This window comes from Fulvimonas yonginensis (assembly GCF_037137055.1).
Lineage (GTDB): Bacteria > Pseudomonadota > Gammaproteobacteria > Xanthomonadales > Rhodanobacteraceae > Frateuria_A > Frateuria_A yonginensis.
On record NZ_JBBBNY010000001.1, the window covers coordinates 489,470 to 511,154 of the forward strand.

The following is a 21,685-nucleotide window of genomic DNA, read 5'->3' on the forward strand; positions in this document are numbered from 1 at the left end:
CCGGATGCCCGCCGCCGTGCGAGTGCCACACGGTGCGGCCCACGGGCCGGCGATCTCACGCTATCGTTGACCCTTGCCTTCAAGGGACGATCCGCGCGCGATGAGCCAAGAATCCAGTTCCTACCTGCGCCGCCTGGGCACCTGGGACGCCGCGATGATCGTGATCGGTGGCGTGATCGGCGCCGGCATCTTCCGCACGCCGGCGACGCTGGCCGAGCGCACCAGTTCCGGCACGCAGCTGCTGGTGCTGTGGGCGATCGGCGGCCTGCTCACCCTTGCCGGCGTGCTCTCGTATGCGGAGCTGGGCGCGCGGCGGCCGCAGGCGGGCGGCAGCTACATCTACCTGCGCGAGGCGTTCGGCCAGCTGCCGGCCTTCCTGTTCGGCTGGACCATGGCGCTGATCAACTACCCGGGCAGCGTGGCGGCGGTGGCGACCACCTTCGCCGACTACTTCTGCACCGCGCTCGGACTCTCGGCGCAGTACGTCAAGCCGGTGGCCTCCGGTGCGATCGCCTTCATCGTCGGCATCAACCTGTTCGGCATCCGCGCCGGCGCCTGGGTGCAGAACATCTTCACCGTGCTCAAGCTGGCCGCGATCGCTCTGCTGGTGGTGGTCGGCGTGGTGCTCGCGCAGGGCCACCTGGGCCTCGCGCTGGCCACCGACGCGAGCCGCCAGGTGCCCTCCGGCGCGCTGATCGGCGCGTTGCTGCCGGTGCTGTTCACCTACGGCGGCTTCCATTACCTCAACGACCTGGCCGGCGAGGTGCGCGAACCGCAGCGCACCCTGCCGCGCGCGCTGGGCCTGGGCATGGCCGGCGTGATGACCGCCTACGTGCTGGCCAACTTCGCCTACCTCGCCGGGCTGGGGCACGCAGGGCTCGCGGCCAGCCACGCGCCGGCGGCCGATCTGATGCAGAAGCTGTTCGGCCCGCGCGGCGCCACGCTGATCGCGCTGGGCATCGCCTGCTCGACCTTCGGCTACTGCAACATCGCCATCGCCGGCGGCGCGCGCGTGCTGCAGACGATGGGCGCCGACGGCATGTTCTTCTCCGCCGTGGGCCGCATCGAACGGCAGAGCCGCGCGCCGCAGGTGGCGCTCGCCACGCTGGGCGCGTGGGCGATCGTGCTCACGCTTTCCGGCAGCTTCGGCCAGTTGCTGGACTACACCACCGTCGGCGAATGGCTGGCGCACGCCTGCAGCATCGCCACGCTGTTCTGGTACCGGCGCCACTTCGCCGAGCCCTCGCCGTACCGCGTGCCGTTCTACCCGTGGCTGCCGCTGCTGTTCGTGCTCACCGTGCTCGGGGTGATCGGCGCCACCGCCGTGCACAACCCGCGCGACGCCGGCATGAGCCTGGTCATCATCGCCTGCGGCATCCCGGCCTACTACGGCTGGCGCTGGCTGGAGCGCAGCAGCGCCTGAGCCGCTGCCCCTGTAGTGGCGAGCTTGCTCTCCATGCCTTTTTGCCTGGCTCTCACGCGCGAGACAAGAGCATCGCGAGCAAGCTCGCTCCTGCCGGGCAGGCCCCGGCCCGCGAGGAACCGATGAAAGCGATCGCCTGCATGCTGGCCGGCCTGGCCATCCCGCCGATCTGTTCCGCCAGCGTGGCCGGGCAGGTCACGCTGACGCACGTGCGGCAAGGCGCCGTGGAGCGGCTGCCCGGCGGCGAGAGCCTGCGCCGCTACACCTTCCAGCCCGCCGCGCGGCCGCAGCTGACCTTGCACGGCGACTGGCGCGGCGGCGAACTGCGCCTGCGCGTGCAGAACGCGATGCCGTGGGCGATCACCGTGCAACTGGACCTCGAAGGCGAGGGCGGCGCGCCGCTGCACGCGACCGTGGGCCTCCCGGCCGGCCCGGTGCAGACGCTGGTGGTGCCGCTGCACGCGACCTCGCCGCGGGCCTTCGGCATGCAGGCGGGGCCGCCGATGCCGTTCCGGCACGACGGCGAGCGCGTCGTGCTCGCCACCACGGTCGAAGGCGGCGGCGGCCTGCAATCGGTGCACGTGCTGCGCATCGCCGTGCCGGCGCCGCAGGCCGCGCAGAGCCTCCTGCTGGGCGCCGTCGGCACGGCGCCGGATGCCACCCTGCGCGCCGCCTATGCGGGGATCGTCGATCGTTACGGGCAATACCGTCGCGGCGACTGGCCCGGCAAGGTGCAAAGCGACGCCGCCCTGCGCGCGGCGGTGCACGCACCGGTCGCGCCGCGCGACGGGGCGCGGCGGACCGATGCCTATGGCGGACGGCTGGACGTTCGCACCGACGCCACCGGCTGGTTCCACGCGCGCAAGCTTGACGACCGCTGGCAGCTGGTGACGCCGCAAGGCCACCCGTTCTTCTCGCTCGGCGTCAATGCGGTGACCGACGACACCGGGCGCAGCTACGTCGAGGGTCGCGCATGGATGTTCGAGGGCCTGCCGCCGGCGCAGGGGGCGTGGGCCGCGTTCCACGGGCAGGCGGACAGCCGTGGCCAGACCGGCGCGAGTGCAGGCCTCGCCTACGACCACGGCCGCTGGTTCGACTTCTACGCCGCCAACCTGTACCGCGTCGACGGGACCGGCTGGCGCGAGGCCTGGTGTCGCCGCACGCGCGCGCGGCTGGCCGCGTGGGGCTTCAACACGCTGGGCAACTGGAGCGACGAAGCGCTCGCGCGCGGGCATCGCCTGGTCTACACCCGCTCGATCAACATCGAAGGCGCGTTCGGCAACGTGGCCACCGGCTACGACTGGTGGGGGCGCATGCCCGACCCGTTCGATCCGCGCTTCGTGCAGGCCGCCGAGCGCGCGGTGGCCAAGGCCACGGCCGGCGTGCGCGACGATCCCTGGCTGCTCGGCTACTTTGCCGACAACGAGCTGGCCTGGGCGGCGCCCGGGCCGCAGGGCCGCTGGGCGCTGGCCATCGGCACCCTGCGCGGCGAGCCGCACAGCGCCGCCAAGCAGGCCTTCCTCGCCATGCTCGAACGCAAGTACGGCGACGCACTGAAGCTCGGCGTCGCCTGGGGCATCGGCGTGACACGCTGGGAAGCCCTGCGGCCGGTCGGCTTCCAGGCGCCCCTGCCGGAGGAGGCACACCCGGCTATCGCCGAGGATTACCAGGCCTGGTTGCGTGCCTATGCGGAGCAGTACTTCCGTACCGTCCGCGAAGCGCTGCGGCGCCACGATCCGCACCACCTGTTCCTCGGCGGCCGTTTCGGCGTGCACACGCCCGAGGCGGTGGCGGCGTGCGCGCGCTGGTGCGACGTGCTCAGCTTCAACGTCTACGCCGACCTGCCGCAGCACGGCCTGGATCTGCCCGCGCTGCACGCACTGGACAAGCCGGTGCTGATCAGCGAATTCAGCTTCGGCTCGACCGACCGCGGCCCGTTCGGCACCGGGCCGGTGGCGGTGTGGAACGAGAGCCAGCGCGGACAGGCGTATGCCCGCTTCGTGCGGGCCGCGGCCGCCGATCCGGTAGTGGTGGGCGCGCACTGGTTCCAGTACGCCGACCAGCCGGTCACCGGACGCCTGCTCGACGGCGAGAACGCCCACCTGGGACTGGTCGGCATCACCGACATCCCGTTTGACGGTTTCTCGACGGCAGCCGGCAAGGCCAACGGAGCCGCGCAGGACACCCGGTAAGGCGCCAGCCCGCCCGCCGCCGAGGCTGGCGCCGGTCGGCGCCCGAGCATCCCGGAGTGTCGCCGACACGGGCGCGACGGTCCCTTGCTGGCCGCTTCACGCCATCGGCCGATACTGGCGCGAGGCCAAGGCGGGCTCGACGGGTGTCGGGCGGCCGCAACGGAGGTGGCGCGGTCATCGGCCATTGGCCTGCAAGGGAGGAACCCGGCATGAATGCGATCTTCGCAATCACCCCTCGTAACGAACCCAAGTGGGGACGGCTGTCGGCCCCGGTGGATCCGGAGGAGACCCGGATCTGCATGCGCGCGCAGTCGATCCTTTCCGGCGGCGAAATCGGGCAATGCCCGCCGCTGGATCTGAAACAGGCCCGCGACGTGCTGGCCTGGTACACACCCCCGCATTGATACGGGCCCCGGCGGGACGGCCGCACCCTCCCGCCGGGCTTTTCCCTATCGCTGGCGGCCGACCCGACGCAGCGGCTTGTCGTGCATCAGCTTGCCCTCGATCTGCTCCAGCGTCACGCCCCCGGTCTCCGGTACCAGCCACGCGCTCGGCCTGCTGCAGGCCGACCTGCTCGATCCGGCGTCGTGGCGCAAGGCGCCGCAGCCGGTATTCGCCAGCTCGCCCGAACACGGCATCTACGCGCCGGGCCACAACGGCTTCTTCAGGACACCGAAGGGCGCGACTGGATCGTCTATCACGCCAACGGCGGCCCAGGCTGGAAATGCACGTCGCGCCGCGCGCCCCGGATCCAGCCGATCGGCTGGAGGCCGACGGCAGGCCCGATTTCGGGGTGCCCGGTGCGCCGCCACGTGCGGCCGGCACAACGGATCGCCTGGTCGGACCGCGTCCGAACGTGCGCCGATCGCGCCCCAGCCCGGGCGGTCAGCCGGCGAGCGAGGTGGCCACGCCGAAGGCCACGGCCATCACCGCCGCCACGGCCATGCACGCACTGGTGGGACGGATGCGGCGCGCGTCCGTCCGCGGAATCAGGCGCCACAGCAGCAGGGCGCCGGCGAACATGTCCGCCACCAGCGCCACCCGGAACGTCGGCGAGGCGAGCAGCGGTCCGTAGGGTGGCTTCAGTTGCCCTTCGTGCGCCGCGACCAGTGCCACCAGCAGCAGCCCGAGCAGGCTCCACAGCAGGCAGGCCAGGTAGACGCGGTTGAACACCACGTTGGCGCGTTCGCTCCAGCGCAGCACCGGCCAGGCGATCAGGCTGGCGGCGAGGGCGACGATCGAGCCGTACAGCACCCACCAGAGCAGGGTGCTGAGCAGGGTCAGCAGGGTTTGCATCAGTCGTGCGCCTTGAAGCCGAGTTTGCGCAGCAGCTTTTCCATCAACCACGCGGGGCCGACCAGCAGGTAGGAGAGGTCGGTGAGGAAGCTGGGCCGATGGCCCTCGATCGTGTGGCCCACGAACTGGCCGATCCAGGCCAGCACGAACACCACGATGGCGGTCCAGCGCAGCCGCGCCGGCCCCAGCAGCTCGAACAGCCATGCCGTGAAGAGCGCCAGCAGGACGAAGGCGACCAGCAGCGCGGTGCCGAGCCGGTGCGAACGTTTCCAGTACCAGGCGAACGCCAGCACCATCGCGAACACCGCCCAGGCGCCGGGCTTGAGGAAGGCCGGCGGCACCGGCACGGTCCACAGCAGCGCGACCACCGTCCACACGATCGGCGGCACGCAGATCCAGTGGATCACCTGGTTGACCGGGTGGCGGTGGTCGGCGCTGTAGCCTTCGAGCCAGCTCTGCATGCTGCGCATGGCGGCCTCAGTCGAGCCGGATGCCGGCCAGCCGCTCCAGCGCCTCGGCGTACTTGGCGCGGGTGCGCTCGATCACCTCGCCGGGAATGTGCGGGCCCGGGGCCTTCTTGTTCCAGTCCAGCGTCTCCAGGTAGTCGCGCACGAACTGCTTGTCGTAGCTCGGCGGGCTGATGCCGACCCGGTACTGGTCGGCCGGCCAGTAGCGCGAGGAATCGGGCGTCAGCATCTCGTCCATCACGTAGAGCGTGCCGTCGGCGTCGGTGCCGAACTCGAACTTGGTGTCGGCCAGGATGATGCCGCGCTCGGCCGCGTAGCCGGCCGCCCAGCGGTAGATCGCCAGGGTCGCGTCGCGCACCTTTTCGGCCAGTTCGCGGCCGACCGCGTCGACCACCGCCCCGAAGCTCACGTTCTCGTCGTGCTCGCCCACCGCGGCCTTGGTCGAGGGGGTGAAGATCGGCTCGGGCAGCTGTTGCGCCTGCTTGAGGCCCGGCGGCAGCGCGATGCCGCAGACCGTGCCGGTGGCCTGGTAGTCCTTCCAACCCGAGCCGATCAGGTAGCCGCGCGCGATCGCCTCCACCGGCACCGGCTTGAGCCGCCGCGTCACCACGGCGCGGCCGGCGTAGAGCGAGAGGTCGGTGCCCTCGGGCAGCACCTCGCCGAGCGGCACCTGCAGCAGGTGGTTGGGGATGATGTGCGCGGTCTTGTCGAACCAGAAGTTGGAGATCTGCGTGAGCATCTCGCCCTTGCCGGGGATCGGGTCGGGCAGCACCACGTCGAAGGCGGACAGGCGGTCGGTGGCGACGATCAGCAGCCGGCCATCCGCTTCGTCGCGCCCATCGGGGCGCTGGGCGCCGGGCAGCGCATAGACGTCGCGCACCTTGCCGCGGTGGATCAGTTCGAGGCCGGGCAGGTTCGATTGGAGCAAGGTGGTAGGCACGTGCGGTCCGCCATCGAAGGTGGTGAGCGGCCTATTCTAGCGGCGCAGCGTACGGGCCGGCGGCCGGGCGCTGCTAGAATCGCGGTTTCCGGGAATCCATCTCGCTGCCCTCCCTGCCGATGCGACTCGTCCTGTTCGCGGCGCTGCTGGCCGCCGCCCTGCCTGCCGTAGCGGCCGGTCCCGCCCGGCCCGCCCGCCTGGGCCTGTGCGCCGCCTGCCACGGCGAAACCGGCATCGCGCAGATGGCCGGCGCCCCGAACCTGGCCGGCCAGCGGCTGGATTACCTGCGCGCGGCGCTGGCCCAGTACCGCGACGGCCGCCGCAACGTGGCGGTGATGCGCGCGGCCATCGGGCCGGTGAGCGACGCCGAACTGGACGCGCTGGCCCGCTGGTACAGCGTGCAGTCGCCGGCGGCGGCACAAGCGCAGCCATGAACCTTTCCACCACGCTGATCCTGGCCTTCGTCGGGCTGATCCTCGGCCACGGCATTTCCGGCGCCGTCGTCGGCGCCGCGATCGGCTTCGTGATCGACAGCCTGCGGGCGAGCCAGCGGCATGACCGTCCCACGCCGCAGGCGGGCGGCTTCATCGCGCCGCTGTTCGCGCTGCTCGGCGCGGTGGCCAAGTCGGACGGGCGCGTGTCGGAAGCCGAGATCGCCGTGGCCGAACGGTTGATGACCCGCATGGGCCTGACCAGCGAGCAACGCAAGGAGGCGATCGCCAGCTTCAACCGGGGCAAGCAGCCGGAGTTCGACGTCACCCCGGCGATCGACGGCCTGCGCCAGTGGGTCGGCCTGCGCCGCGACCACGCCTTCCCGGTGCTGGACGTGGTGATCGAGACGGTGCTGGCCGAGGGCAATCCGCCGCCGGAGAAGATGGCGATCCTGCGCCAGCTCGCGTTCGCCCTGCGCATCAGCGACATGGAGCTGATGGCGCTGATGGCGATGAAGGGCTACGCCTGGAACGCCGCTGCCGGCGACCGCCGCCGCGGGCCGGGTGCGGGCGGCTACGTGCCGCCGCGGCGCAACACCCACGGACCCGACCCGTATACCGTGCTGGGCATCCAGCGCGGCGCCGACGAGCGCACGATCAAGCGCGCGTACCGCAAGCTGATCTCCGAGCACCATCCCGACCGCCTGGGCGACCTGCCCGAGGACATGCGCAAGCGCGCCGAAGCCCGCGCCAGCGAGATCAACGCGGCGTACGAGCGGATCAAGGCGGAGAAGGGGTTCAAGTAGCGATACCGTTCGCCCCGAGCATCGGCCCGCAGGGCCGACGTCGAAGGGTCCACCCTCAGCCTTCGGCTTCGCTGCGCTACGCTCGGGACGAACGGCTGTCACTCCACGCAGGTCCCGGCATGAGCAAGCAGACCCCCGTCATCGCTCCCTCCATCCTCTCCGCCGACTTCGCCCGCCTGGGCGAGGACACCGCCAGGGTGCTCGCCGCCGGCGGCGACTGGGTGCACTTCGACGTGATGGACAACCACTACGTGCCCAACCTCACCATGGGCCCGATGGTGCTCAAGGCGCTGCGCGCCTATGGCATCCGCGCGCCGATCGACGTGCACCTGATGGTCAAGCCGGTCGACCGGATCGCCCCGGACTTCGCCAAGGCGGGCGCCAGCCTGATCAGCTTCCATCCGGAAGCCAGCGAGCACGTCGACCGTACCCTCGGCCTGATCCGCGACGCCGGTTGCCAGGCCGGCCTGGTGTGCAACCCGGCCACGCCGCTCAGCTGGCTCGACCACGTGCTGGACAAGCTGGACCTGGTACTGATCATGTCGGTCAACCCCGGTTTCGGCGGGCAGAAGTTCATCCCCGAGGCGCTCAACAAGCTGCGCGCGGTGCGCCGGCGCATCGACGAGAGCGGCCGCGCGATCCGGCTGGAGATCGACGGCGGCGTCAGCGCCGCGAACATCGGAGACATCGCAAGCGCAGGCGCCGACACCTTCGTGGCCGGCTCGGCGATCTTCGGCGCGCCGGATTACGCCCAGGTGATCCAGGCCATGCGCAAGGCCATCGGCTGACGAGAAAAAATCCCGGCGCAGGTCCTGCGCCGGGACAAGAGCGTCGTCGGACTGGGACGCCTGAGGAGTCCACCAGAGCGGGCGTCTGGACGCCGCCGCCGACGCGCGGCCGACGACGGTGTATCCACGGCAATGGACGACGCCCGCCGGGGGATGTGACAGGGCCCTCGGCGGTTTGGTTCCCGGGCCGGCGCGGCTTTAAACGTCGAGCCCGCTTGAAAAAAATCCCCTCGCGAGGAGGGGGAAGGAATGGTTGGCCGAACAGAGGGTGTTGCGGGGGTTGCCGTGAGGTTCAGAGCGGCTGCCAGTCCGGATCGGGCTCCTCGCCTGCACCCGCCGTGCTTCCCTGCGCGGCGGGTGCCTCCACGCCTTCCACGGCAAACGGATCGATGTAGGGAGTGGACATGGCCGTGCCTCCTCAGTGGATGCCCATCACCAGGCCCAGCAGCAGGGCGCCCAGGGCGAGCGCCACGCGCAGCGGTTCGAAGTGGCGCAGTTCCGCGTCGGGATCGGGCTTGGCGGGAGCGTGGGACATGGGTTCCTCCGGTGACGGCTTCATGAAACCGCCGCGCCGGGCGCCGGCGGCGGCAGGGGCAGGGCGAAGCGCGGGCCGAATCGGGCAAAACGCGGGCAGCCGTCCCTCGTGCCTTGCGCGGATGCGGTGCGCATAGCACGCTGCGCGCCACCACAGGGAGAGACGGAACCATGGGTCGCAGCATCGCCATCGTCGAGGACGAACCGCTGATCCGCGCCAACTACGTGGAGGCGCTGACCCGCTTCGGCTACGACACGCGCGGCTACGGCTCGCGGCAGGAGGCCTCGACCGCGTTCGCGATGAAGCTGCCGGAGCTGGTGATCATCGACATCGGCCTGGGCGACGAGCCCGAAGGCGGCTTCGACCTGTGCCGCGAGTTGCGGGCGAAGTCGGCCACGCTGCCGATCATCTTCCTCACCGCGCGCGACTCGGACTTCGACGTGATCTCCGGCCTGCGCCTGGGCGCCGACGACTACCTTTCCAAGGACACCAGCCTGCACCAGCTCGCCGCACGCATCGCGGCGCTGTTCCGGCGCATCGAGTCGCTGAAGGTGCCGGCCTCGAACGAGACGGTGATCGCGCATGGCCCGCTCAAGCTCGAATCCGAGCGCATGCGGGTGACCTGGAACGACGCGGAGATCCCACTCACCGTCACCGAGTTCTGGATGGTGCACACGCTGGTGCGCTTCCCCGGCCACGTGAAGAACCGCGACCAGCTGATGCGCGAGGCGGAGCTCGTCGTGGACGACGCCACCATCACCTCGCACATCAAGCGCATACGCAAGAAGTTCGTGGCGGTGGCGCCGGACTTCGACGCGATCGAGACCGTGCACGGCGTGGGCTACCGGTGGAAGCCGTGAGGGCGGCGCTCGCGGCGCTGCTGCTGGCGACGGCGGTCGGCGCAGGGGCCGCCGAGGCGCCGCCGGGCGAGGTCACCGTGCAGGGCGGGCCAGACGGCGGCGTGCCGGGCTGGGTCCTGCACGCCCGGGCGCCGTCGGGCTGGACCGCCGACTGCTGCGCCTACGCCCGGGCGATCGGCGTGAACCTGGTGATGTACCAGGGCGAATGGAGCGGCGAGCCGGACCGCGTGATGGTGCTCAACGTCTGGCCGCGGGAACTGCCCAGCCTGGATGCCGAGCTCGACGCGGACCGCAAGCGCTACCTGCAGCGCGATCCGGCGGCCCGGGTCGGCCGCTTCCCGGTGCGCCACCGCGGCATGGCCTGCGAGGCGCAGGTGTTCGAAGGCAGCGACGGCATCGACGACGCGGTGGTGTTCTGCGAGCCGGGGCGGGCCGCCGGCGTGCGCCTGAGCTGGTCGGTGAGCTTCCACGATGCCGACCCGCGGCGTGCCGCGCTACTCGCCGACTTCATGCAGGTCGTGGTCGGCACCCGCTACCGGCGCGGGACGCGCGCGCCCCGCTAGCCGGCGGCGCGGCTTTGCCCGAAGCTGTCGCGATGACGCTGCGCCGCAAGCTGCTGCTGGTCGCCCTGTGCACGCTGGCCCTGCCGGTGGCCGGCTGGCTGTACGTGCGGCAGATGGAAACCCTGCTGCGCGAAGGCCAGGCGCAGGCGCTGGTCGCGTCGGCGCGCGCGGTGGCGCGCAGCCTGGTGGTGACCGGAGCCGCCTTGCCGCAGGATGCGCGCGGCTGGTACGTGCAGATCCCGACCAGTCCGATCACCGTCGACGGCTACGGTGACGACTGGGCGCCGCTCACGCCCTGGAGCCAGCCGCTGGGCCCGCGCGGCGGCGCGCTGCTGGCGGCCGACGCCGGCGGCCTCTACCTGTACGCCTGGGAACGCGGCAGCGTACGCCGGCGGGCCGACGCCGACGACCCGGACGCGCTGCACGCCGACCACTTCCTGCTCGAGCTCGACCGCGGCGACACCCGCCTGCGCTACCTGCTGGCCAGCGCCGCGCCGGGGCCATTCGACGCGCGCCTGCTCGATCCGCCGGTGCCGGGGTGGCCCGACCGCCTGGCCGGGCAATGGCAGGAGGACGGCGGCGGCTGGCGGGTCGAGCTGCGGCTGCCGTGGCCGCTGGACATCGACCGGCTGGGCCTGGGTCTGTACGACGCCTCCGCCGGGGGCGATCCGCTGGCGGTCGACGCGCGCCCGCCCTGGCAGTACTCCGCCACGCTCGCGCAGGAGCTGTCGCGGCTGGTGCCGGACGATACCCGCGCCCGCGTGCTGGCGCCGCCGGGCTGGCTGCTTGCACAGAGCGGGCGGCTGCAGGCCGGCGGGCGCCAGCCGGGCTGGTTCGCCGCGCTGGTCTACCGGGCGCTGCTGGCCAACCGCGTGGAGGATGCCGCGCCCTGGACCCAGGACGCCCCGCGCCTGGATCTGCCGGAGATCGCCAAGGCCCGCGCCGGCCAGCCGGCCACCGTGTGGCGCGAGGGCGAGACCCGCGCCAGCGTGGTGCTCGCCGCCGCGGTGCCGATCGGCACGCCTGGCCAAGTCCGCGGCGTGCTGTTGCTCGAGCAGGCCAGCACCACCGTGCCGCTGCTGGCCAACCGTGCGCTGCTCACCCTGCTGGCGACCAGCTTCGGCGTACTGCTGGTGGCCGGCGGCGCCCTGCTGTTCTTCGCCACCCGCCTCAGCCTGCGCCTGGGCCGCCTGCGCGATGCCGCGGAGCGCGCGCAACTGGCGGAGGGACGGCTGGAAGGCCTGTTCGCCAAGGGACGCTTCCCGATGACCGCCGCCGGTGACGAGATCGGCGACCTGGCGCGCAGCTTCGAGCACCTGTTCGAGGCGATCGGCGGCTACACCGACTACCTGCGCACGCTCGCCTCCAAGCTCTCGCACGAGCTCAACACGCCGCTGGCCATCGTCAAGAGCTCGCTGGACAACCTCGAACACGCGCTGGAAGCCAACGCGGCGCTGCCGCCGGAGGCACAGCCCTACCTCGCCCGCGCGCGCGATGGCGTGGCGCGGCTGGGCACGCTGGTACGCGCGATGAGCGAGGCCAGCCGCATGGAGCGCGCGATCGCCGCCGCCGAACCGGAGGACGTGGACCTGCGCGAAGTGGTGCGCGGCTGCGCCGAGGCCTACCGCCCGCTGATCGGCGCGCGTTCGCTGGCCTGCGAGCTGCCCGGTGCGCCGCTGCCGATGCACTGCGCGCCGGAACTGATCGCCCAGGCGCTGGACAAGCTGCTCGACAACGCCCTCTCGTTCACCCCCGCCGACGGCTGGCTGCGGCTGAGCCTCGCGCCCCGCGAGGACGGTGCCGAGATCGCCCTGGCCAATCAGGGCCCGCCCCTGCCGGCGGCGATGCAGGGCCGCCTGTTCGACTCGCTGGTGAGCCTGCGCGACAAGGCCACGCCCGGCGGCGCGCCGCACCTGGGCCTGGGCCTCTATGTGGTGCGGCTGGTCGCCGAGCGCCACGGCGGCAGCGCTGGCGCGCACGATCTGGAGGACGGCAGCGGCGTGGCCTTCACGCTGCGCCTGCGCAACATGCCACGCCAGCGGCTCTGACGTGCCGCGCGATGCAGGCGCAAACCCGCTCCTACAACCGGCGCGGGGCTGCTATCGTGGGCGACCGTTTAGCCGTCCGGATCCCCGTGTGATCTCCCGAGACCAATTCGACGCGCTGGCCGCCCAGGGCCACACGCGCATTCCCCTGGTGCGCGAGGTGTTCTCCGACCTCGACACGCCGCTGTCGGTGTACCTCAAGCTCGCCGACGGGCCGTACACCTTCCTGTTCGAATCGGTCGAGGGCGGTGCCACCTGGGGACGCTATTCGATCATCGGCCTGCCGGCCCGGCGCGTGTACCGGCTGCGCGGCCACGCGCTGGAAGTGGAGGATGCCGGCGAGGTCATCGAGCGGCGCCACCTGGACGATCCGCTGGCCGCGATCGAAACGCTGCGCGCGCAGTACCAGGTGCCGCGCCTGCCGGAGCTGCCCGCCTTCACCGGCGGCCTGGTCGGCTACTTCGGTTTCGAGACCATCGGCTACATCGAGCCGCGCCTGGCGCGCTGGGACCGGCCGGACGAACTGGGCACGCCCGACGTGCTCCTGATGCTGGCCGAGGAAGTGGCGGTATTCGACAACCTCAAGGGCCGCCTGTACCTGATCGTGCACGCCGACCCGGCGCAGCCGCAGGCCTACGCACAAGCCCGGCGCCGCCTCGACGCGCTGGTCCACCGCCTGCGCCAGGGCGGCGCGGCCTACCCGCAGCTGACCCAGCCCGCCGCGCTGGACGAGAGCGACTTCAAGTCTTCCTTCACCCGCGCCGAGTTCGAGGCGATGGTGGAGAAGGCCAAGGAGTACATCCGCGCCGGCGACATCTTCCAGGTGGTGCCCTCGCAGCGTCTCAGCGTGGGCTTCAACGCGCGACCGGTGGACGTCTACCGCGCGCTGCGCGCGCTCAATCCCTCGCCGTACATGTACTTCGTGGACCTGGGCGGCACGCAGATCGTCGGCTCCTCGCCGGAGATCCTGGCGCGGCTGAAGGACGGCAAGGTGGTGGTGCGGCCGATCGCCGGCACGCGCCGGCGCGGCGCCTCCGAGGACGAGGACCGCGCGCTGGAGGCCGAACTGCTGGCCGACCCCAAGGAGCGCGCCGAGCACGTGATGCTGATCGACCTGGGCCGCAACGACGTCGGGCGGATCACCGAGACGGGCAGCGTGGCGGTGAGCGAGTCCTTCGTGGTCGAGCGCTACTCGCACGTCATGCACATCGTCTCGCAGGTGGAAGGCACGCTGCGCGGCGGGCTGTCCTACATGGACGTGCTGCGCGCCACCTTCCCGGCCGGCACGGTCAGCGGCGCCCCGAAGATCCGTGCGCTGGAGATCATCCAGGAACTGGAGCCGACCAAGCGCAACATCTACGCCGGCGCGATCGGCTGGATCGGCTGGTGGGGCGACGCCGACACCGCCATCGCCATCCGCACCGCGGTGATCCAGGACGGTCGCCTGCACGTGCAGGCCGGCGCCGGCATCGTGTACGACTCCGATCCGGCGGCCGAGTGGGAGGAGACCATGAACAAGGGCCGCGCGCTGTTCCGCGCCGTGGCGCAGGCGGCCAAGGGCCTGTGAAACGGCTGGCGCTCGTGCTGGCCGCCATGGCCGGTCCGGCCGCGGCGGCCGCGCCGGCCTGGCCCGACACGCCGCTCGCCCGGGTCGAGGCGCTGGCCCTGCTGCAGACCCTCAACGCCGACCTGCTCAGCCACCCCAGCGCCACGCTGACGCTGGAACGGTGGTGCCAGGCGCACGGGCTGGCCGATCCGCCGATCGTGCACGCACGCCGCGATCGCGGTGCCGCCAGGGCGCTGCCGGACGACCTGCGCCAGGCGCTCGGTACCGCTCCGGACACGCCGGTGCGCTACCGCCGCGTTCGGCTCGCCTGCGGCGACCACGTACTGTCGGAAGCGGATAACTGGTATCTGCCCGGTCGCCTCACCGATGCCATGAACCGCGAGCTGGACACCCGCGACACGCCGTTCGGCAAGGTGGTCGCTGCGCTGCGCTTCAGCCGCCGCACGCTGTCCGCGCGGCTGCTGTGGTCGCCGCTGCCGGCCGGCTGGGAGATACGCGGACTGCCCCCGGCCGCGCCCGGCCCGCTTCCGCTGCCGCATGCGTTGCTGCAGCACCGGGCGCTGCTCCTCGACGGCCAAGGCCGGCCGTTCAGCGTCGTGGTGGAGACCTACACCGACCAGGTGCTCGCCTTCCCGGCGCCGGGCGCGAGGCAGGACGCCGACTGAACGCGCGGGCCGCCCCAGGTCGCAGGGCATGCGACCCCGGGCGGCTATCATTCCGGCATGGCTGCACTTCCCCTCGACGACCTCACCCGCGGACTGGCGGTGATCCGCGCCAGCCGGCTGGAGGCGCTGCTCGATCCGCTGGTGCAGCTGCTCGACGCGGCCCCGCCGGCCAGCGTGCTGGCGCCGCAGACGGTGATCGCCGCGCATCCGGGCATGCGCCAGTGGCTGTCCGGGGCGCTGGCCCGCACACGTGGACCGGGCGGGATCGTGGCCAACCTCGACATCCGCCTGCCCAGCGCCTGGCTGGACGACCTGGCGCGCACGCTGCTCGGCGAATCGGCCGTCGCGCTGGCACCGTACCGGCGCGAGCGGCTGCGCTGGCGCATCCATGCCATGCTGGAGGCGATCGACGACCCGCAGCTGCGTGGCTATCTCGCCGGCGGCGATCCGGCCCGCCGCCGCTACCAGCTCGCCGATCGCCTCGCGCGGCTGTACTCGCAGTACCTCGTCTACCGGCCCGACTGGCTGCGCGCCTGGCAGGCCGGCCGCGACGAGGTGCCCGAACGCAGTTTCCTCGCGCCGCTCTGGCGTGCCCTGCGGCGGGCCATCGACAAGCCGCACCGCGCGGAGGTGCTGGGCGAACTGCTGCAGAAGCTGCAGCGGGAAGCGCCCGCCGGCCTGCCACGCGAACCGCTGCACGTGTTCGGCATCAGCCACCTCGCGCCGGCCGAGCTGGCGGTGCTCGCCGCGGTGGCGCGACACCGGCTGGTGGTGCTCTACGTGCCCGATCCGTGCCGCGAGTACTGGGCCGGCCTGCGCGGCGAACGCACGCAGCTGCGCGAGCTGGCCCGGCGCCTGGACGAGGGCCGGCGCGAGGACGACTGGTTCCTCGAGCGGACGGGCCATCCGCTGCTCGCCGGATGGGGCCGGCTGGGCCAGCACTTCATGCTGGCGCTCTCCGGCCAGGCCGAGATCCGCCTGGACGTGCGCCACTGGCAAGACGAGGACGCGCAGGCGCCGGTCGAACGCCCGCTTCTGCATCGCCTGCAGGAAAGCATCCGGCAACTCGATCCGGCCCTGCTCAGGCCGGGGCAGGGCGAGCCGATGCACGACCGCTCGCTGCGCGTGCACCTGTGCCACACCCGCCTGCGCGAGCTGGAAGTGCTGCGCGACGTGCTGCTGCACGAACTGGCGCGCGATCCCACGCTGCACCCGGCCGACATCGTGGTGATGGCGCCGGACATCGGCGCCTACGTGCCGCTGCTGCCGGCGGTGTTCGGCGAGCCGGGTCGCGCGCACGGGCCGTTGCCCTATCACCTGGCCGACGTGGCGGTGGCGCGCGTGCATCCGCTGCTCGCCGCGTTCGACCGGCTGCTCGACACGCCGCAGTCGCGCCTCACCGCGCCGCAGGTGCTCGACTTCCTGCAGACCCCCGCGATCGCCACCGCGCTGGGCCTCAACGAAAGCGCGGTGGACCTGCTCGGGCAATGGCTGGGCGAGGCGCGCGTGGCCTGGGGCCTGGACGGCGATTGGCGCGAAGCCTTCGGCGTGCCCGGCATCGACGAGTACACCTTCGCCTGGGGCGTGGACCGCCTCGTCGCCGGCTACGTGATGGGCGACGACACGGTCGCTGCGCTGCCCGACGGCGAGCTCTCGCCGGTGGCCGGCGCCCACGGTCCGCAGGCGGCCGCGCTGGGCGCGCTCGACCGGCTGCTGCAGGAGCTGGCGGCGCTGCATCGCGACGCGACCCAGCCGCGCACGGCCTCGGCGTGGGCCACCCGGCTGGAGCAGTTGCTCGACGCGCTGTTCCGCGTCGGTGCCGGTGACGGCGCCGGCCGCGAAGCCATGGGCCTGCTGCGCCGGATGATCCGCGCGACCGTCGTGGAGACGCAGGACAGCGGCCTCGACCCGGAGCTCGACTTCAGCGTCGTGCGCGAAGTCCTGCGCGAACGCCTGGCCGCCACGCCCGAGCGCCAGCGCTTCCTGCTGGGCGGCATCACCTTCTGCGGCATGGTTCCACAGCGCGCGATTCCGTTCCGCGTGATCGCCGTGCTGGGGCTCAACGACGGCGAGTTCCCGCGCAACGCCAGTGACGCGGGCCTGGACCTGATGCTGCGCCACCCGCGCCTGGGCGATCGCGACGTGCGCAGCGACGACCGTTACCTGTTCCTGGAAACGGTGATGGCCGCGCGCGAGGTGCTGCATCTGTCCTACCTCGGCGAGGGTGTGCGCGACGGCAAGCCGCGCAACCCGGCCGCCCCGCTGGCCGAGCTGCTCGCCCTGCTCGACGCGCAGGCGGGCCTGGCCGACGTGCCCGCCGATGCCGACGACAAGGCGCGCGCCGAGGACCCGGCCGCGCCGGTGCGCCGCCCCTGGCGCGTGCGCCACCCGCTGCAGCCGTTCGACCCGCGCTATTTCGACGGCAGCGACCCGCGACTGTTCTCCTACCAGGCCGCGTTCGCCGCGATGGTGCCGGGCGGTCGCCGCGCAGGCTTCCTCGCCGGTGCCGACGCGCTCGAGCCGCTGCCGCCGGAAACGCCAGTGCCGTTGCGCGAACTGCTGGCCTGGTACCGCGACCCGGCGAAGCAGCTGCTGCGGGGACGCCTGGACATCCGCCTGGATGCGCTGGACGAGGATCGTCTGCGCGAAAGCGAGCCGCTGGAAGCGAAGTTCGAGGCGCTCGACCGCGTGGGCCGGCGGCTGCTGCTCGATGCGCTGGAAGCCGGGCTGGTGCTGCCCGCCGAGCCGCCCGAATGGCTGCGCCTGACCGGCGTGCTGCCGCCCGGGCGCAGCGGTATCGCCGCATGGGCGAAGGAGCGCGAGCGTGCGCAGGCGTTGCTCGAGGTCGCGCGCGAGCACCCGCTGCTGAGCGGCGGCCTGCCGCCGCGCGTGCCCGTGGCACTGGAGCAGGACATCGGCGGTGCGCGTGTCGAGGGCGAGCTTGCGCACGTGCACGAGCAGGGCGGTACGCGCTGGGTGTTCGAGCTGTTCGTCGGCAAGAAGGAGGGCGACCTCGGTTTCCGCGAGCGGCTGCCGCTGTTCATCGAATGGGCGCTGCTGCGCCTGCTCACGCCCGCCGCCACGCCGGTGCGGTTGTGCCTGCTCGTCGAGGGCGAGCATCCCTGGCAGGACCGTCTCAACGGCTGGGATGCGTCGCTGGTCGCCGCGTCGCCGGCCGAGCAGGCCACGCTGCGTGCCGGGCTGGAATCGCGCCTCGGTGCATTGCTGGATCTCTGGCGCGATGCCCGGCGCCGGCCGGCGCGCTACTTCCCCCGCACCAGCTGGGCCGTGGCGCAGTGCCTGAGCGGTGGCAGGCCACCGAGCCTGTCGGCCTGGCTGGGCAACGACCGCAGCCCGGGCGAGTGCGACTACGCGCCCGGCTATGCGCGCCTGCTCGCCGGCGAGGTGCGCTTCGAGCCCGGCCAGCCCGAGTACGACGCGCTGCTCGATACCGCCACGCGGCTGGCCGGGCTGATCGAGCTCGGGGTGCCCGCGTGAGCGCGCCGTTGCGCGTGCACGACTGGAGCCGACTGTCGCTGGCGCATGCGCCGGGGCAAGGCGGCCGCTGCCTGATCGAGGCCAGCGCCGGCACCGGCAAGACCTGGACCATCGCGGTGCTGTACCTGCGCCTTTTGCTGGAGCAGTCGCTGAGCCCGCGCCAGATCGTGGTGACCACCTTCACCGATGCGGCCGCACAGGAATTGCGCGAGCGCCTGCGCGCGAAGCTGCGTGCCGCCGAACGCCTGGCGCACGCGCCGGACGCGCCCGCCGCCGGGCCGGACGAGGCGTGGCTGCAGGCGCGCTGGGCGGAGGATCCCTCGCGCGTGGCGGCCGACACCCTGCGGTTGCGTCTGGCCCAGGCCGAGCTGGATCTCGCCCCGGTCGGCACGCTGCACGGGTTGTGCCGGCGCATCCTCACCGACTTCCCGTTCGAATGCGGCAGCGCGTTCCGGCTCGGTGAGCTGGTGCCCGGCCGCGCGCTCGACGACGAGCTGATCGAGGACCTGTGGCGGCAGCTGGTGCAGTCCGCGGGTGACCTTCCACCCGGCGACCTGGCCTGGTGGCAGCAGGGCCTGGAGGCACTGCGCCACACCCTGCGCGCCGTGTTGAAGCCCGGCGTGCGCGTGCGGGTGGAGGCCGAGCAGGACGCCGACGCGCTGATGCAGCCGGCGCTCGCGCGCTCGATCCGGGACTGGCTCGGCGACGGCTCGCAGTTCAAGCGCAGCAACAGCGCGCTGCTGACGGCGCTGCGCAAGCTCGCCAACTACCTGGAAGCAAACGACCGCTCGATGGTCCTGCCGGATCTGTCCGAGGCGCTCGGCAAGCCGCTGGAGACCCAGCTCAAGCCGGAGTTCGTGGAAGGCGCGCGCGAAAGCGGCATCGTCGCCTTCGCGCAGCACGTCTCGCGGGTGCTCGCCGATCCCGATCTGCCGGCCCGCAGCGCCGCGCTCGCGCGGTACCGCCAGACCCTGCTGGCCCACCGCGAGGAGCGTCTGCGCGAACGCGGCCAGCTCACCTTCGATGCGTTGATCACGCAGGTCCACCACGCGCTGGCCACGCGCGGCGGCGTACTGGCCGATCGCCTGTTCCGCGAGTGGCCGGTCGCGCTGGTGGACGAATTCCAGGATACCGACCAGCAGCAGTACGCCATCCTCGACCGCATCTACCGCGACGAGGAGGGCGCCACGCGCGGGCGGCTGGTGATGATCGGCGACCCCAAGCAGGCGATCTACCGCTTCCGCGGTGGCGACATCCACGCCTACCTGGCGGCTCGGCGGGACGTCGACGCCGAGCTGCACCTGGACCGCAACTTCCGCTCGTCCGAAGCGCTGGTCCAGGGCCTCAACGAGCTGTACGCGCTGGCCGGTCCCGCGCTGTCGCAACAGGCCGAGGGCGCCATTGCCTACGAGCCGGTCAGCGCGGGCCGCGCCACGCGCCCCTTGCGGTACCGTGGCCAGCCGGTCGCCCGGCCGCTCGAGCTGCACCTGTGCGCCGAGCTGCCGGCCAACAAGGACGCACGCATCGCCTTCGCGCTGGACGCCTGCGCCAACCACGTCGCGCAGTTGCTCGCGGGTGACTGGCAGATCGGCGACAAGCCGCTGCGGCCGGGCGACATTGCCGTGCTGTTGCCGACCAACGAGCACGTCGCCGCGCTGCGCGACCGCCTGCGCGAGCACCAGGTACCGTGCGTGGGCGCCGGCCGCAGCAGCGTATTCGCCACGCCGCTGGCGCGCGAACTGCAGATCGTGCTGTACGCGATCGACCAGCCGGGCGACGAGGGCGCGCTGCGCGCCGCGCTGGCCACGCGCCTGCTCGGCGTCGGGCTGGCCGAACTGGCCGCGCTGCGCGAGTCGCCGGACGACTGGCTTCGCCACGAGCAGCGCTTCGCCCAATGGCATCGGCAGTGGCGCCAGGAAGGCGTGCTGGCGGTGGTGCAGTCGCTGCTGCACCACGCCGCGCCGGCGCTGCTGGCCACATCCGAGGGCGAACGCGCGCTGACCGACCTGCGCCACCTCGGCGAACTGCTGCAGCAGGCCGAGGACGAACATCCGGGTTCCGGACAGCTGCTCGCCTGGCTTGCCCGGCAGCGCGCCAGCCAGGACGCGGCCGGCGACGATGCGGCCGAGGAACAGCAGCTGCGCATCGAGTCGGACGCGCACCGCGTGCGCCTGATGACGCTGCATGCGAGCAAGGGCCTGGAGTTCCCGGTGGTGCTGCTGCCGCTGATGTGGGCGCAGGAGGGACGCGAGGAAAAGCTGCCGCTGCGCTACGACCCGGCCACGGGCGAGCGCGAGCTGGTCCTCGGCGGTCCGGAACATGCGGACGCGTGTGCCGAGGTCGCGCGCGAGGACCAGGACGAACGCTTCCGCGTGCTGTATGTCGCGCTGACCCGCGCCGAGCTCGCCTGCCACATCTACGTGCTCGATCCGCAGCGGCCCGCCAATGGCAGCGTGAAGCGCCCCCCGGCAGACCCCTCGCGCTCGGCGCTCGATGCGACCGTCGAGCGGCTGCTCGAGGCCGGTGTGGCGAATGCGCGGCACCTGGCCTGGTTGCCGGACGACTGGCCGTGGCCCTATCCGGCCGCGCCGGCCGCTTCGGCGCCGCCCAGTCAGGTGCGTCAGGCGCTGGTGCCCCCGGCGCCACGTCCCGTGCAGCAACTGCACAGCTTCTCGACGCTGGCCCGGATCGAACACGCCGGTGGGCTGGAGGAACAGGCTGCCGGCGACGAAGCCGCTGCCGGCGACCTCCCCGATACCCCCGGGGCTGCCGCCGACATGGTGCCCGCGCCCATGGCCGGCGAGCCGGCGCTGCTCGCGCTGGCCGGGTGGCGCGGTGCCGACTTCGGCAACGCCATGCATGCGGTGTTCGAACACCGCGAGCTGGGCGTGCCGGTCACCCGGCAGCACGCGCTGGTCGCCCGTTGCCTGCAGGAGGCGGGCGTGCGGCGCGGCGACGAGCCGACCGAGGTGCTGGTGCGCCGCCTGGCTGCGCGGGTACAGGCCACGCTCGATGCGCCGCTCGCGCCGGGCCTCACGCTGGGCGCGCTGCCGCCCGCCGCGTTGCGCGCGGAGATGGCCTTTCACTACGTGCTCGACGCGGTCTCGCTGGATGCGCTGCGGGAGGCATGCGCGCGGCACGGCGAGGCCGCGCTGGTGCCGCGTGCGCCGCTGGGCGTGCTGCGCGGGCTGATGACCGGCAAGATCGACCTGGTGTTCGAGCACGCCGGCCGCTTCCACGTGCTCGACTACAAGAGCAACTGGCTGGGCGAACATCTGGACGCCTATGCGCCCGAACGTCTGCCGGCAGCGATGGACGCCCATCACTACCGCTTCCAGGCGCTGCTCTATACCGTCGCCCTGGACCGGCTGCTGCGCCAGCGGCTGCCCGGCTACCGCCGTGAGGCGCAACTGGGCGAGGCGATCTACCTGTTCGTGCGCGCGGTCGGCCTGGCGCCAGGTGCCGGCGTGTGGCGGCAGCGTTTCGAGGATGCGTTGCTGGACGCGGTCGACCGCGCACTGGGTGCACGCGTGGGGGAACCGGCATGACGCGCCGTCCGGGAGGTTGCCCGCGCTTGCGTCCTCACCCCGCCGCGAAGAGCGCCGGGGT

Annotated in this window: 17 protein-coding genes; 13 read left to right on the forward strand and 4 right to left on the reverse strand. The window is 72.5% G+C overall.

Annotation, left to right across the window (positions count from 1 at the left end):
- Positions 1–100 precede the first annotated feature (100 nt).
- The 3 genes from WAT24_RS02180 (at position 101) to WAT24_RS02190 (ending at position 4,019) form a co-directional block, all read left to right on the forward strand.
- A complete protein-coding gene (locus WAT24_RS02180; RefSeq protein ID WP_336806171.1) occupies positions 101–1,423 on the forward strand; it encodes an APC family permease in 1,323 nt (440 codons plus the stop codon).
- Positions 1,424–1,545: 122 nt separating this feature from the next.
- Positions 1,546–3,615, forward strand: coding sequence for a beta-agarase (locus WAT24_RS02185; protein ID WP_336806172.1), 2,070 nt, complete (start codon positions 1,546–1,548; stop codon positions 3,613–3,615).
- Between the two features lie 209 nt (positions 3,616–3,824).
- Entirely contained in the window at positions 3,825–4,019 is a 195-nt protein-coding gene (locus WAT24_RS02190; protein WP_336806174.1) for a hypothetical protein, read from the forward strand.
- Positions 4,020–4,064: 45 nt separating this feature from the next.
- Here WAT24_RS02190 and WAT24_RS02195 read toward each other — a convergent pair whose 3' ends face one another.
- From WAT24_RS02195 to WAT24_RS02210, 4 genes are all read right to left on the reverse strand, one after another.
- Positions 4,065–4,253, reverse strand: coding sequence for a hypothetical protein (locus WAT24_RS02195; protein ID WP_336806175.1), 189 nt, complete (start codon positions 4,251–4,253; stop codon positions 4,065–4,067).
- A 247-nt stretch (positions 4,254–4,500) separates the two neighbouring features.
- Positions 4,501–4,911: a hypothetical protein gene (locus WAT24_RS02200; RefSeq protein WP_336806176.1), complete on the reverse strand. Its 411-nt coding sequence runs from the start codon at positions 4,909–4,911 to the stop codon at positions 4,501–4,503.
- Positions 4,911–5,381 (reverse strand): Mpo1 family 2-hydroxy fatty acid dioxygenase, encoded by a 471-nt coding sequence (locus WAT24_RS02205; RefSeq protein ID WP_336806177.1) that lies wholly within the window; start codon positions 5,379–5,381, stop codon positions 4,911–4,913. The genes WAT24_RS02200 and WAT24_RS02205 overlap by 1 nt, the downstream gene beginning before the upstream one ends.
- A 7-nt stretch (positions 5,382–5,388) precedes the next feature.
- Entirely contained in the window at positions 5,389–6,318 is a 930-nt protein-coding gene (locus WAT24_RS02210) for a phosphoribosylaminoimidazolesuccinocarboxamide synthase (RefSeq protein WP_336806178.1), read from the reverse strand.
- A 119-nt stretch (positions 6,319–6,437) separates the two neighbouring features.
- On the opposite strand from WAT24_RS02210, the gene WAT24_RS02215 reads away from it, so the two are divergent.
- From WAT24_RS02215 to WAT24_RS02260, 10 genes are all read left to right on the forward strand, one after another.
- Positions 6,438–6,752, forward strand: coding sequence for a c-type cytochrome (locus WAT24_RS02215; RefSeq protein ID WP_336806179.1), 315 nt, complete (start codon positions 6,438–6,440; stop codon positions 6,750–6,752).
- A complete protein-coding gene (djlA, locus tag WAT24_RS02220; RefSeq protein ID WP_336806180.1) occupies positions 6,749–7,555 on the forward strand; it encodes a co-chaperone DjlA in 807 nt (268 codons plus the stop codon). The genes WAT24_RS02215 and djlA overlap by 4 nt, the downstream gene beginning before the upstream one ends.
- Before the next feature lie 119 nt (positions 7,556–7,674).
- Complete coding sequence (gene rpe / locus WAT24_RS02225) at positions 7,675–8,343, forward strand: ribulose-phosphate 3-epimerase (protein WP_336806181.1); 669 nt, start codon at positions 7,675–7,677, stop codon at positions 8,341–8,343.
- 705 nt (positions 8,344–9,048) lie between these two features.
- On the forward strand, positions 9,049–9,738 hold the full coding sequence (gene pdsR, locus WAT24_RS02230) for a proteobacterial dedicated sortase system response regulator (protein ID WP_336806182.1): 690 nt from the start codon (positions 9,049–9,051) through the stop codon (positions 9,736–9,738).
- Positions 9,735–10,301, forward strand: a complete 567-nt coding sequence (locus WAT24_RS02235) for a hypothetical protein (RefSeq protein WP_336806183.1) — start codon at positions 9,735–9,737, stop codon at positions 10,299–10,301. Before pdsR ends, WAT24_RS02235 begins: the two co-directional genes overlap by 4 nt.
- A gap of 32 nt (positions 10,302–10,333) precedes the next feature.
- Positions 10,334–12,349, forward strand: coding sequence for an ATP-binding protein (locus WAT24_RS02240; protein ID WP_336806185.1), 2,016 nt, complete (start codon positions 10,334–10,336; stop codon positions 12,347–12,349).
- Between the two features lie 88 nt (positions 12,350–12,437).
- The gene (gene trpE / locus WAT24_RS02245; RefSeq protein WP_336806187.1) at positions 12,438–13,913 is read left to right on the forward strand and encodes an anthranilate synthase component I; all 1,476 of its coding nucleotides are present in this window, start codon (positions 12,438–12,440) and stop codon (positions 13,911–13,913) included.
- A complete protein-coding gene (locus WAT24_RS02250; protein ID WP_336806188.1) occupies positions 13,910–14,578 on the forward strand; it encodes a hypothetical protein in 669 nt (222 codons plus the stop codon). The genes trpE and WAT24_RS02250 overlap by 4 nt, the downstream gene beginning before the upstream one ends.
- A 57-nt stretch (positions 14,579–14,635) precedes the next feature.
- Positions 14,636–18,076 carry an exodeoxyribonuclease V subunit gamma gene (gene recC, locus WAT24_RS02255; RefSeq protein WP_336806190.1) on the forward strand — a complete coding sequence of 1,147 codons (3,441 nt, stop codon included), beginning with the start codon at positions 14,636–14,638 and terminating at the stop codon, positions 18,074–18,076.
- Positions 18,073–21,624 (forward strand): UvrD-helicase domain-containing protein, encoded by a 3,552-nt coding sequence (locus tag WAT24_RS02260; protein ID WP_336806191.1) that lies wholly within the window; start codon positions 18,073–18,075, stop codon positions 21,622–21,624. The genes recC and WAT24_RS02260 overlap by 4 nt, the downstream gene beginning before the upstream one ends.
- Positions 21,625–21,685 lie beyond the last annotated feature (61 nt).

Bases quoted from the DNA above. Each gene is read 5' to 3' on its own strand.
- WAT24_RS02180 (WP_336806171.1), top strand. From the start codon at position 101: ATGAGCCAAGAATCCAGTTCCTACCTGCGCCGCCTGGGCACCTGGGAC.
- WAT24_RS02185 (WP_336806172.1), top strand. From the start codon at position 1,546: ATGAAAGCGATCGCCTGCATGCTGGCCGGCCTGGCCATCCCGCCGATC.
- WAT24_RS02190 (WP_336806174.1), top strand. From the start codon at position 3,825: ATGAATGCGATCTTCGCAATCACCCCTCGTAACGAACCCAAGTGGGGA.
- WAT24_RS02195 (WP_336806175.1), bottom strand. From the start codon at position 4,253: ATGCCGTGTTCGGGCGAGCTGGCGAATACCGGCTGCGGCGCCTTGCGC.
- WAT24_RS02200 (WP_336806176.1), bottom strand. From the start codon at position 4,911: ATGCAAACCCTGCTGACCCTGCTCAGCACCCTGCTCTGGTGGGTGCTG.
- WAT24_RS02205 (WP_336806177.1), bottom strand. From the start codon at position 5,381: ATGCGCAGCATGCAGAGCTGGCTCGAAGGCTACAGCGCCGACCACCGC.
- WAT24_RS02215 (WP_336806179.1), top strand. From the start codon at position 6,438: ATGCGACTCGTCCTGTTCGCGGCGCTGCTGGCCGCCGCCCTGCCTGCC.
- djlA (WP_336806180.1), top strand. From the start codon at position 6,749: ATGAACCTTTCCACCACGCTGATCCTGGCCTTCGTCGGGCTGATCCTC.
- rpe (WP_336806181.1), top strand. From the start codon at position 7,675: ATGAGCAAGCAGACCCCCGTCATCGCTCCCTCCATCCTCTCCGCCGAC.
- pdsR (WP_336806182.1), top strand. From the start codon at position 9,049: ATGGGTCGCAGCATCGCCATCGTCGAGGACGAACCGCTGATCCGCGCC.
- WAT24_RS02240 (WP_336806185.1), top strand. From the start codon at position 10,334: ATGACGCTGCGCCGCAAGCTGCTGCTGGTCGCCCTGTGCACGCTGGCC.
- recC (WP_336806190.1), top strand. From the start codon at position 14,636: ATGGCTGCACTTCCCCTCGACGACCTCACCCGCGGACTGGCGGTGATC.